This window comes from Telluribacter roseus, from assembly GCF_017355915.2.
In the GTDB taxonomy this organism is placed as follows: Bacteria; Bacteroidota; Bacteroidia; order Cytophagales; family Spirosomataceae; genus Telluribacter.
In genome coordinates this window covers 125,072-137,171 of record NZ_JAFEUV020000008.1, presented here as the reverse complement: position 1 = coordinate 137,171, position 12,100 = coordinate 125,072, and the positions used below count along the sequence as shown (strand labels likewise).

8 protein-coding genes and 1 tRNA gene are annotated in these 12,100 nt (G+C 46.5%); all 9 read right to left on the bottom strand.

The genetic code is table 11. The annotated features are described in order from the left end of the window. Nucleotides 1-10: 10 nt before the first annotated feature. The 9 genes from JTN23_RS15845 to rpsA all read right to left on the bottom strand — a co-directional run bounded on the left by JTN23_RS15845 (nt 11) and on the right by rpsA (nt 12,075). Nucleotides 11-1,144 (bottom strand): cytochrome c oxidase subunit II, encoded by a 1,134-nt coding sequence (locus JTN23_RS15845; RefSeq protein ID WP_247235858.1) that lies wholly within the window; start codon nt 1,142-1,144, stop codon nt 11-13. Between the two features lie 23 nt (nt 1,145-1,167). Next, a complete protein-coding gene (locus JTN23_RS15840) occupies nt 1,168-2,514 on the bottom strand; it encodes a quinol:cytochrome C oxidoreductase (protein ID WP_247235856.1) in 1,347 nt (448 codons plus the stop codon). A gap of 30 nt (nt 2,515-2,544) precedes the next feature. Further along, complete coding sequence (locus JTN23_RS15835; RefSeq protein ID WP_247235854.1) at nt 2,545-3,201, bottom strand: c-type cytochrome; 657 nt, start codon at nt 3,199-3,201, stop codon at nt 2,545-2,547. 13 nt (nt 3,202-3,214) lie between these two features. Beyond that, nucleotides 3,215-3,742, bottom strand: coding sequence for a DUF3341 domain-containing protein (locus tag JTN23_RS15830; protein ID WP_247235852.1), 528 nt, complete (start codon nt 3,740-3,742; stop codon nt 3,215-3,217). A gap of 65 nt (nt 3,743-3,807) precedes the next feature. Further along, nucleotides 3,808-5,235 carry an NrfD/PsrC family molybdoenzyme membrane anchor subunit gene (gene nrfD / locus JTN23_RS15825; RefSeq protein WP_247235850.1) on the bottom strand — a complete coding sequence of 476 codons (1,428 nt, stop codon included), beginning with the start codon at nt 5,233-5,235 and terminating at the stop codon, nt 3,808-3,810. A gap of 66 nt (nt 5,236-5,301) precedes the next feature. Next, nucleotides 5,302-8,436, bottom strand: coding sequence for a TAT-variant-translocated molybdopterin oxidoreductase (locus JTN23_RS15820; protein ID WP_247235848.1), 3,135 nt, complete (start codon nt 8,434-8,436; stop codon nt 5,302-5,304). Nucleotides 8,437-8,485: 49 nt separating this feature from the next. Next, a complete protein-coding gene (locus tag JTN23_RS15815) occupies nt 8,486-9,817 on the bottom strand; it encodes a c-type cytochrome (protein WP_247235845.1) in 1,332 nt (443 codons plus the stop codon). A 279-nt stretch (nt 9,818-10,096) separates the two neighbouring features. Further along, a tRNA-Cys gene (locus JTN23_RS15810) sits at nt 10,097-10,167 on the bottom strand. 72 nt (nt 10,168-10,239) lie between these two features. Beyond that, nucleotides 10,240-12,075: a 30S ribosomal protein S1 gene (gene rpsA / locus JTN23_RS15805; protein WP_247235840.1), complete on the bottom strand. Its 1,836-nt coding sequence runs from the start codon at nt 12,073-12,075 to the stop codon at nt 10,240-10,242. Nucleotides 12,076-12,100 lie beyond the last annotated feature (25 nt).

Below are 12,100 nucleotides of genomic sequence, written 5' to 3'. Positions count from 1 at the left end.
ATTTCGAAAATTAACGTACCGATGCACTTGCTCCTGCACCCGCAGAACCGGCATTCTCAGCTGTAGCACTATCAGCTGGGGCTGTTGCCGGAGCTGTAGGCTCAGGCAGATACTTCATCGCCTTCGACTTCAGGTTATCAGGCACTTTGGCCAGATACTCAGGATATGTCTGAAGGAATGTTTTCTGCTCAGAAACCCATCTACGGTAAGAAGCTTCATCCTCCACAATAACGCGCATACGCATAGCAAAGTGACCACGACCACAGATCTCTGTACAGGCAAGCTCATAATCAAAATCAGGCTTACCAAGCTCAGCACGAATCTCATTGGTTGTTTTATCTGCTACAAACCAAAACTTAGTAGGCATACCAGGCACCGCATCCATCTTTACCCGCATATGAGGGATAAATACACTATGCAGTACATCACGGGCTCTGATCTTCAGAAGCACAGGCTTACCAGCTGGAATATGAAGCTCTGTATTATTGGTAAAATCATCCAGTGAGCTTTCATCACTCAAATCTATACCTACCTCATTCTGAGCATCAATAAGTTTGAAGTTGTAGTTACCAAGACGGTTATCTTCAACTCCACCGTAACGGGCAATCCAGTTAAACTGTTTTCCAACTATCTCGATTACCTCGGCGTCAGCGGGAGCATCAGAAGTGATATCCGACCAGGCTCTCCAGCCGGTGAATACCAGCAGGGCCATCACGACAGCCGGAATGGCAGTCCAGATAATCTCCAGCTTATGGTTTTCAGGATAATATGTAGCTACTCTACCTGGCTTGTACTGATACTTGTAAGCAAAGTAGAACAATACAACGTTAACCGCTACAAAAGGAATAGCTAACACACCCATAGAAAACCAGAACAGGTCATCCAGACGACGTCCGTGTACTGAGGAAGCTACCGGAAGAAGATCTTCTCTGGCAGCTATGTGTGTTCCTACTACGGCAATTAGACTAAGAATTGTAAATAAGATAAAGAGATTTGCATTCCAACGGTTGCCTGAAGGGATATTCTCAGGTCGAGTTTCCTCCGTGCCTGCATTTACACCTTTAACAACATTACGCAATCTTGCGACCACCATGACAGTGAGCACCAGAAAGACAAGGGTAAGTATTCCTATAATATAAACCATAATGATTGAACAGGTTGTGCTAATTAAGCTATATCATGATGCAATGACTCTTCCAGCATAGGATGGTTCCTTGGAATCAGATTCGCTTTGGCTAACTGTGCAGAAACAAACCAGATGAAAGCACATGCAAATACTAGAATGAAGCCGAATTCTACAGGTCCAAAACCAGCGTTAGCACCTACTGTACCAGGCATGATGTTGTTGTAGAAATCGAAGTAGTGACCCACAATAATACTCCAACAAGCAAGCTTCAAAATACTGTGAGTACGCTTAGAATCCCTTGTCATTAGAACGAGGAACGGAAAGAAAAAGTTTAGTATCAGATTGATAAAGAATGGTGCTCTGTAGATGCCGCCATAACCGCTAAAACGCTCCTTATAGTGGATAATTTCTTCGGGTAAGTTAGCGTAGTAAATCAACAAAAACTGAGCAAACCAAACGTAGGTCCAGAAGATACTAAATGCAAAAACAAACTTACCAAGGTCCTGCAGGTGGCTATGGTTTACAGCCTTCAGATATCCTCTTTCACGTAAAGTAACTACCATCAGAGTGATTACAGCCAGACCTGTTACGTGCCAGCTTGCCAGGGTGTACCAGCCAAACATAGTACTGAACCAGTGTGTCTCGATTGACATCACAAAGTCCCAGGCTGAAGTAGACGAAGTAACTGCAAAGAATACCAGGAAGGCAGTACCATACTTCACTGACTTGTCATAGTTCGTGAGGCCGCCAATCTGGTCTTCTTCCAGAGAGGCTTTTCTGAGTACAGTCCATAGAAAGTACCAGCCAACAAAATAAAGAACCAGACGTATCAGGAAGAAGGGAGTATTAAGGAAGCCCTTCTTACCATTAATGATTGCATCGAAGCCTTCGTTGCTTGCATCATATAGTTCTTCGTGAGTCCAGTGAAACAAATCGTGCCCACCCAGGAAGAATGTGATCAGCATGACCGCTCCTGTAACAGGAAGGAAAGAAGGAAGAGCTTCAGGAATACGCTTGAATACAACTGACCATCCTGCCTGTGCCAGGTAATTGTAGGACATGAAGAACATACCTATTACTGAAATTCCGGTAAAATATACCGCATTGAGCCAGATGTTAGCCCAGATACGGGTCATCCAGCTGCTACCACCGTGTCCTCCTGCTGCGCCAGCCTCATGCTGAGCGGCAGTAGCGCCATGGTCTGCTCCGGCAGCCGCAGCATGTTCTGCGCCGTGAGCAGCTTCATGTCCACTACCGTTTGCCAACAGAAACGCACCGATGATGATCAGAGCCAGTCCAATGGCTCCACCAATCAGTAGATTTCGTTTCGCACCGGAAGTAAATTCAAATCGTTCTTCTATAGAAGGAATCGCGTGTACTGATGCCATTATGATTTTAATTACGCAGTTATCAAAAAATTAGGATCCTTTTTTAAGCTGTTGTACGTAGTGTACAATTTCCCAACGCTCCTCAGGTGTTACTTGTGACTTATGAGGCCACATACGTCCCCAACCGTGTGTGATCACATGGAAGATATGTCCGTCGTTCATATCCTGGAAGTTGGCAGCTTTGTAGTTAGGTACCCCTTTATACACTTCAGCAACAGGTCCATTACCTTCTCCTTCTGCTCCGTGGCAGTGCTGGCAGTATCTTTCAAACAGAACTTTACCCTCAGCCAAGGTCTTTTCATTCAGAGGTACAGGGTTCTTGAGCACTCGCTCAGCTGTACGGATACTATCCTTTGGAATGTTGTATACCATCAGATCAGTACTTCCCTCCATAGTAGTGGAGTTGGAGTTAACGGCTGCCGTAGAGTCACCTCCACCAAAATCTCTCCCCCCGACATTGGTATAATGCTGACGAGCTACAGTACCATTTACCGGCTCGCGCATGTTCAGTCCCATGGGGTTGATAGGGTGCTTCTCTACCTGCTTATAGGCTTCGTAGCCTACTGAACGGTACATGTTAGGAGCAAACTCCCAACCAGTATCATTCGGGTCACGCTTACAACTTGTAAAAGCTATGGCAGCAACTGCCAGAACTCCTACATACTTATTTATAACTTGAAATTTCATCAGTGCAATGTTTTTAGAATTGTTTGATGTTGACTTCCCCAGCACCCAGGTCTTTCAGTGCCTTGGTGATGTCTTCCTCACTCATCTTATTCTTACCCATCTCAATGGCCATTACAAACTTATTGTCAGTTGAACGGGGATCGAACAAAACAGGAGCCGGATTAGGACTCAGACCATTCGTAACGAAGAAAGTAGTCACCATACCGAATGCAGTAAAAAGTACTGTCAACTCGAAAGTAATGGGTATGAAGTTGGGGAGAGAGATGTAATCCTTACCACCAATGTTCATAGGCCAGTCATAGCCCAGCATCCAGGTCATCATTGTCAAAGCGCAAGTGGCTCCTGTCAGACCAAAAAGGAAAGCGGCTATACCTATGCGAGTGCGGGGATGTCCGAGTGCATCATCCAGTCCGTGAATCGGGAAGGGAGAGTATACTTCGTGAATCTTCACACCTGCTTTACGGAGTTTAGGTATTGCATGGAGTATGACATCATCATCATCAAATACTCCAACTAAATATTTTCCGGTTAGCTCTGCCATAAATGTTTATATCTTTTACAAGCAGGTCGGCAGGTACTATTCCCTGCCGACTCTGGCTTTATTGATTATTCAGCGTCTTTGTTAAATGATGGATTTGCTACTCGTGCTCCCTTTGCCACGCCAGATATGTTCTTTGGCAAACGCTCAGAAGATGACCGGATGATAGCTTTTACTTCAGCCATGTTCACTACGGGCAGGTACTTAGAGAAAAGTAAGAACAAGGTACCAAACAGACCGAAAGAGAAGATGTAGTCACCAATGTCATAGAAAGTAGGTGAGAACATAGCCCAGCTAGAAGGCAGGTAGTCACGGTGCAGTGACGTAACGATGATCACAAAGCGCTCAAACCACATACCAATGTTTACGATCACCGATATGAAGAACGTCCAGGTAACACTACGACGTAGTGAACGTGACCAGAACAGTTGTGGAGAGATTACGTTACAGGTCATCATGGCCCAGTAAGCCCACCAGTAAGGACCAGTAGCACGGTTGATAAAGGCGTAGCTTTCATACTCTACTCCTGAGTACCACGCGATGAAGAACTCAGTCAGGTAAGCAATACCTACGATAGATCCGGTCAGAGTGATGATCTTGTTCATCGACTCAATGTGCTCGATGGTAATGTAGTCTTCCAGACGGTATACTACACGGGTAATCAGCATCAGGTTCTGTACCATGGCAAATCCTGAGAAGATCGCTCCGGCTACGAAGTAAGGAGGGAAGATGGTAGTGTGCCATCCCGGAATTACCGAAGTAGCAAAGTCCATACTTACAATCGTGTGTACCGAAAGTACCAGAGGAGTTGACAGACCCGCCAGAATCAAGCTGATGTACTCATAACGAGACCACGTCTTGGCCGAGCCATTCCATCCCATGGCAAAAGTACCATAGATAAAACGAGACACCTTGCTGGTAGCGCGGTCACGGATAGTAGCTAGGTCAGGAATAAGACCAATATACCAGAACACCAGTGATACAGAGAAGTAAGTACTGATCGCAAATACGTCCCATACAAGTGGTGAGTTGAAGTTAACCCACAGTGAACCGAAGGTATTAGGTAGAGGAAGTGCCCAGTACGCTAACCAGGGACGCCCCATGTGCATCAGGATGAACGAAGCCGCACAGATTACCGCGAAGATTGTCATCGCCTCAGCAGCACGGTTGATAGAAGTTCTCCACTTCTGACGGAAAAGCAAAAGGATCGCAGAGATAAGTGTACCAGCGTGACCGATACCTACCCACCATACGAAGTTGGTAATATCCCATGCCCAACCTACAGTTTTATTAAGGCCCCAAACGCCAAGACCTTCCCACCAGGTCCAGAAAAGACAAGCCGTACCATATATCAATACTACTAAAGATACGATAAAAGCGATCTTCCACTCTTTGGTCGGCTTTCCTTCTACGTGACGACATACGTCCTCCGTAACATCGGCGTATGTTTTTCCGCCAGTTACCAGCGGCGGTCTTACGGGTGAAGTAACATGCATACGACTATTAGTTATAATGATTTAAACTTTCGCTATTCAATTGATATGATCTGTTAATGCTCGCGCCTAGGTATCTACGGTATGAGGTGTTTTAACTTCACCTTCCTCATCGCGTGTTGCTGTGGCATCTGCATCTACGTTTTTAACCTTTACCAGATAAGTAATCTGTGGCCGGGTATTGATCTCTTCGATCACCTGGAAGCCACGTCCACCTTTTCTCTCGGTTTGGGCTAGCTGAGAAACAAGACTGGTAGGATCGTTCAAATCACCAAAAACTATCGCACTTGTTGGGCATGACTGAGCACAAGCTGTAACGATTTCGCCATCCTTCGGACGTCTTCTTTCTTTCTTAGCAGTCAGTTTACCTTCCTGGATACGCTGCACACAGAATGAGCACTTCTCAATAACTCCACGTGAACGAACAGTAACCTCTGGGTTGATTACCATTTTACCAAGGTCATTGTTAAAGTGGTAGTCGAAATTGTCGTTATCGAAGTACTTGAACCAGTTAAAGCGACGTACTTTATAAGGACAGTTGTTAGCACAGTAACGGGTACCAACACAACGGTTGTAGGTCATCTGGTTGAGACCTTCGTGGCTGTGAGTCGTAGCAGCAACCGGACATACCGTTTCGCAAGGTGCGTTCTGGCAGTGCTGGCACAGCATAGGCTGGAATACAACAGCTGGATTTTCAGCAGCTATTTCTTGTCCTTTGAAATCACCTTCTTCCGCATCGCTGCTATAGTAGCGGTCGATACGAATCCAGTGCATTTCGCGACGTCTTGCCACTTCCTGACGTCCTACTACCGGTACGTTGTTTTCAGCCTGACAGCTGACCACACAGGATCCACAACCCGTACATGAGTTAAGGTCGATAACCATACCCCATGAGTGGTTCGGATATTTGTGACCGTTCCACAGTGACAGGTCAGGAGCGTGAACAGGTCCCTCCGAAGTTTCTACTTCCGGAATAAAGCGACCTGCCGCATTATTTTTCTTATATTCACTTAGAATCGTTTCCTGAATTACTGACTCACGGCTCATTACAGTTTCGTGAGTTTGTGTCTGCGCTATTTCACGAGATCCACCCGCTTTAGTCACATTCACAGTACCCGGACGGAAGGAAAGGAAACCACCTACAAAAGCAGCCATCGGGTAAGCATTCACCCCTACTCCATTTCCAGCTTTCCCTGCTTTCTCGCGGCCATAACCGATAGCAATTGCTACGGCACCATTCGCAAGACCGGGCTGAACCAGTACTGGCAGTTCGACTGCGTAGCCACCTTTGGCCTCTACGCGTACCAGATCTCCCTGCTCAACACCCAAATCTGCGGCCGTCTTCTTGGACAGCTTGGCATAGTTATCCCAGGTAGCCTTGGTCATTGGATCAGGGAACTCCTGCAGCCATGGGCTATTGGCCCAGCGGCCGGTACCCATACCTACTTTTTCATATATAATAAGCTCAATTCCTTGAGCAGAACCACTCGCAGCACCTGTTCTTGCAATAGCAGAAGCTGCTGCATCTACATTACCAGCAAAAGTGGCTCCGGCAGCCGGAGCTGCCTTACGCTCAAATACTCCATCGTGCAGAGACTTTACCCAGAAATCGTCGAAGTTTCCTCCGCCACCCTGAGTAAATACGTTTCTACGCCAGAAGGATCTGATGTACTCATGATAATTAGCCGGAAGACCAGCCCAGGTTAGAAGACTTTCCTGTCCCTGACGCGTATTGAAGATACGGCTGATGGTAGGCTGGGTCAAGCTATAGTAGCCAGTTCTGGGCTCTGAATCACCCCATGACTCAAGGTAGTGAGGGGCAGGGCAGATATATTTTACTAATGAAGCCGTTTCATCCGCACGATCAGCGATTGAAATGCTTAGAGGTACCTTAGGAAGTGCCTGCGCCAGTTCAGCACCACGTGGGTGATCATATACCGGATTAGCACCTAAGAAAATAACAGCTCCTATTCTGCCACCTTTTACTTCATCGATGAAGCCATTCATGGCAAGGTCATTACCCTGGTGTACATTCAATGGGGTTCCCAGGTCAATGGTAGAGCTGTAGCTACCCAGCAGGCTGTTCAGGGCGTTGGTTACAACCTGAGCAGCCGGATCATTCAATCCGCAGATTACTACGGCCTGTCCCTGTGCAGCTACCAGGTCAGTAGCGGCCTTGTCCAGGTTAGCCACTTCAATGGCCGGTGCAGTGATAGTCTTACCACCCAGTTTTGAAGCTACTCTATTATATAAAGCTGTTACTACAAGAGCTGACTGCGAAGGTTTAACCGGAGTACGGTAATCGGCATTAGCACCGGTCAGAGAGAAATCAGACTCGAACTGGTAGTGACGAGACATGTCTTTCTTTCCGTTAGGAGCACTGCTTACCTTACGAGTAGCTGCATATTGCGTATCGAAGAAGGCAGGATTAACCCAGGTACCCAGGAAGTCAGCATCGATACCCACGATAACCTTAGCTTTAGTAAGATCATACGAAGGGAACACGGGCTGTCCGAACGACTCTTCATTGGCTCTTCTGATAGCCGATAGAGAGTTCGCATCGTACATGATGTGAGTTGTTGAAGGGTACTTCGCAGTGAAATCAGCAATAACGGCCTTTGTAGAAGGGCTCATTATAGTTGGAGACACGATACGAATAGCGCCATTGCGACCTGCAACCTGTGCCAGTTGAGTAGTGATCTCGCGATCTACCATCTCCCAGCTTACTTTAGTATCATCTCCTTTTTGTGGGCCTTTCAGCTTTTCTACATCGTACAGTCCAAGTAGAGATGACTGCACGCGTGCACTAACACCGTGTGTCAGGCTAGACATGCTGTTGGGCTCCAGTTTAACGGGACGTCCTTCGCGTGTTTTTACAAGTATGCTGTTGTACTCGCTGCCTTCTGCATAGGTAGAAGCATACCAGTTGTCAAGGGTTGGATATTCACCCTCAGGCTTATTAAGATAAGGAACTGCTTTGGTAACTGGAGCATCACAGGCAGCCAGAGAAACAGCCGCCATTCCAAAACCAAGTACCTTAAGGAAATCACGTCGATGGGTATTGGTTCCATCGACTATACTCTGATATTCTTTTTCTTCACCGGGAGTAAGCTCGGCAAATTCTCTTTCGGCGTTCTTGACAAAGTTTTCGTCGTTACGTAACTCTTCAAGACCCCGCCAGTACCTTTTTTTATTATTTTCCATAAAGTTGTTCAATACAAATTAAATGTATTTCGGAATTTCACTCAGGCGATTAGTAGTGACACTTTGAACATTCCAAACCACCTATATCCGATACCTTCAAAGTACCTTCGCTATACTTATCATGCAGCTGCACCAGATTGTCATAGTAAGCATTGCCTTTAGTATTGACATCCGTCTTACGGTGACAGTCAATACACCATCCCATGGTCAGAGATGAACGTTGCTCTACTACTTCCATCTGCTGGATTTCGCCGTGGCACTGCTGACACTCCAGACCCGCAACATTTACGTGCTGTGAGTGATTGAAGTACGCGAAGTCAGGAAGGTTATGAACCCGCACCCACTCGATAGGTTGATTGTTCTCGATGGCTGCGTATATTTTTTGAATTTCAGGAGATTCGTTCTTGATCACACCGTGGCAGTTCATACAGATGTTAGCCGAAGGAATGTGAGCCGACTTACTACGATTCACACCCGTGTGACAGTAGTTACAGTCGATGGCATACTCTCCTGCATGTAGCTTGTGAGAAAATGCAATAGGCTGCTTAGGAGCATAGCCCTGCTGGATACCGATGCTATACGTACCATCGATAGTAGCTTTTGCAACCAGAAGGATAAACACCCAGATGGTAGCAGAACGGATAGCAGGGTTGTTGGCAGCAGTAAGCAGATTACGCTTCAGACGATCAGCAAAGTTTACCTTCTCTCCTTCGGGAGTAGTGGTATCTCCGCTAACGGCTTTAGAAAGAATAGTTACGATAACCAGCAACACACCCAATACCAGCAGCATCACAACCAGTAATGCAACAAGTACCAGTACAAAAAGATCAGACGGAGCGCCTGACTGTACAGTAGCACCACCAGCGGCACCACCAGCAGCAGCACCAGCAGCGGGAGCGGCACCAGCAGCAGGAGCAGCGTTGGCCTGCTCGATGTAAGCAAGAATTCCCCTAATATCGTCTTCTGACAAATTAGGGAACGGAGTCATCTGTGCCTGGTTGTACTCGTTGTAAAGCTTTACCGCATACGGATCACCGCTGGCGATTACCGCCTGTGAGTTATGGATCCACTTTACTAACCAATCGAAATCACGACGTTGTGTGATTCCTTTCAAACCTGGTCCTACAGACTTTTCAGCTGTAACGGCATGACAGGCGGCACAGTTGTTTTTGAAGAGGGCTTCGCCTTTGGCGGCGTCCCCGGATGCTCCTCCGCCTGCATCTGCGGCAGCACCACTAGCAGCTCCATCAGCAGGGGCAGCTGCGTCCTGAGCCGAGACTTGTGTTAGACCAACCAGAAGGGCCACCAAGAGAGTAAATAGTGAAGTCCTAACTGATATTTTTCGGCCAAAAAGAGAGATTTTTTTAATTTGTTTATACATAATCAGTTATTCATTGATTCTTCATCACACAAATCTACTGCACGATTTTTTATCCACAAAAGTATTTCTTTGATATTTTATAGTACCTACTTATTTATACTTTTTCTAATCTCAGAACTTCTTTTTAAGCCTTTTTACTTACCCTAATAGCGTTTGCACGTCAGGTATTTACCAAAAAAAATACCATTTGTGCATGTACAGTGTACGGGTAGCACAAATGGTATTTTTCCGTTTATCGAAAAGCATTACAAGGGTATCAAATCCCTACACTTTTGGGGGAGGTTCCGAGCGGATTCGAACCGCTGTACAAGGTTTTGCAGACCTCTGCCTAGCCGCTCGGCCACGGAACCTTATGAGCCGCTTAGCTGGTGTAGTTGGTACTACTTCCAGCTAAGCTGGCGCAAAATTATAAATTATTCAGATTACTCCTCGTCTTTGCCGTCTTTTTTCGCAGCTTTTTTATCTTTCTTTTCTGTCTCTTCCATTTGTTCTTTCAGAGCAGACAGAACGTCAAGGTCACCAAAGGTAGCTTTCTCTACTTCTTTAGCGGCAGGAGCATCGGCTTTAGCAGTTGGTTTCTTAGCTCTTTCCTCTTTTTTCTCCTCTACGCCACCGCCTTGCCATACCTTGGTATGAGACAGGACAATCTTCTTCTCGTCCTTAGAGAATTCGAGTACAGTGAAGTCAAGGCTCTCACCTACTTCAGCTACGCTACCATCTTCTTTCGCGAGGTTTTTCAGAACTACTACACCTTCGATTCCGTAAGGAAGCTCAAGAGTAGCAAACTTATCACCTTTAGATACGATAGTACAACGGTGTACTGAACCTACTGCGAAGATAGACTCAAAAGTATCCCATGGGTTTTCTTCGAGCTGCTTGTGGCCCAGAGCCAGACGACGGTTGTCGGCATCAAGCTCAAGTACTACCACTTCCAGTTCCTCACCTACTTTGATGAAGTCAGAAGGGTGCTTAATCTTCTTAGTCCAAGACAGGTCAGATACGTGTACAAGACCGTCGATTCCTTCTTCCAGCTCGATGAACAGACCGAAGTTGGTCAGGTTACGAACAATACCTTTGTGACGGGTACCGATAGCATACTTACCTTTCAGGTCAGCCTGAGTCCAGGGATCTTCGGTCAGTTGCTTAATGCCAAGTGACATCTTACGCTCCTGACGATCCAGGGTAAGTACTACTGCTTCGATCTCGTCGCCTACGCTCATGAACTCCTGTGGGTTGCGCAGGTGCTGTGACCACGACATTTCAGAAACGTGGATCAGACCTTCAACACCCGGACGGATCTCAAGGAATGCACCGTAATCAGCTACATTCACGATACGGCCCGATACTTTGGAACCAACCTGAATTTCTTCCTGCAGTGAATCCCAAGGATGAGCCTGAAGCTGCTTCAGACCTAGTGAGATACGCTTCTTCTCTTCGTCGAAGTCGAGTACTACTACGTTGAGTTTCTGGTCGAGGCTCAGCAGTTCTGATGGGTGGTTGATACGTCCCCATGAGATATCTGTGATGTGCAACAGACCGTCTACACCACCGAGGTCGATGAACACACCGAAGTTGGTCATGTTCTTGATAACACCTTCGAGTACCTGGCCTTTCTCGAGGTTGTTGAGGATTTGCTGACGCTGAGCTTCGAGATCTTTCTCGATCAGGATCTTGTGCGATACTACTACGTTATCGTTAGCGTAGTTGATCTTCACAACCTTCACCTCCATGCGCTTACCAACAAATACGTCGAAGTCACGGATAGGCTTCACATCGATTTGTGAACCTGGCAAGAAGGCTTCGATACCGAAGATATCCACGATCAGACCACCCTTCGTTCTGCGCTTCACAGTGGCGTCGATCACCAGATCCTCGTCAAATGACTTCTGAATATTATCCCAGGCAGTGATTACTTTCGCTTTCTTACGTGAAAGCACCAGCTGTCCCTGAGCATCTTCCTGATTTTCTACGTAAACTTCTACCTCATCTCCAATCTTCAGATTAGGAATGTCACGGAATTCGTTGTACGACACCAGGCCGTCAGATTTGAATCCAATGTTCAAAATAACTTCGCGGTCGGTGATACCTACCACAGTTCCTTTTACTACTTCTTTTTCCTGGATAGGAGAAAGAGTATTTTCGTACATTTCCTCCAAACGAGTACGTTCGGCGGCTGAATAACCGGTGCCGAAACCTTTGTCATCGGCCTTTTCCCAATCGAAGTCGGGGAGTGCTTGGCTTTGTCTTCCTTTTGCCATAAATAGTTTATAGAATCGCTCTGAG

What these genes read in the sequence shown, in the direction of transcription:
- JTN23_RS15845 (WP_247235858.1), bottom strand. Translation starts at nt 1,144, where the DNA reads ATGGTTTATATTATAGGAATACTTACCCTTGTCTTTCTGGTGCTCACT.
- JTN23_RS15840 (WP_247235856.1), bottom strand. Translation starts at nt 2,514, where the DNA reads ATGGCATCAGTACACGCGATTCCTTCTATAGAAGAACGATTTGAATTT.
- JTN23_RS15835 (WP_247235854.1), bottom strand. Translation starts at nt 3,201, where the DNA reads ATGAAATTTCAAGTTATAAATAAGTATGTAGGAGTTCTGGCAGTTGCT.
- JTN23_RS15830 (WP_247235852.1), bottom strand. Translation starts at nt 3,742, where the DNA reads ATGGCAGAGCTAACCGGAAAATATTTAGTTGGAGTATTTGATGATGAT.
- nrfD (WP_247235850.1), bottom strand. Translation starts at nt 5,235, where the DNA reads ATGCATGTTACTTCACCCGTAAGACCGCCGCTGGTAACTGGCGGAAAA.
- JTN23_RS15820 (WP_247235848.1), bottom strand. Translation starts at nt 8,436, where the DNA reads ATGGAAAATAATAAAAAAAGGTACTGGCGGGGTCTTGAAGAGTTACGT.
- JTN23_RS15815 (WP_247235845.1), bottom strand. Translation starts at nt 9,817, where the DNA reads ATGTATAAACAAATTAAAAAAATCTCTCTTTTTGGCCGAAAAATATCA.
- rpsA (WP_247235840.1), bottom strand. Translation starts at nt 12,075, where the DNA reads ATGGCAAAAGGAAGACAAAGCCAAGCACTCCCCGACTTCGATTGGGAA.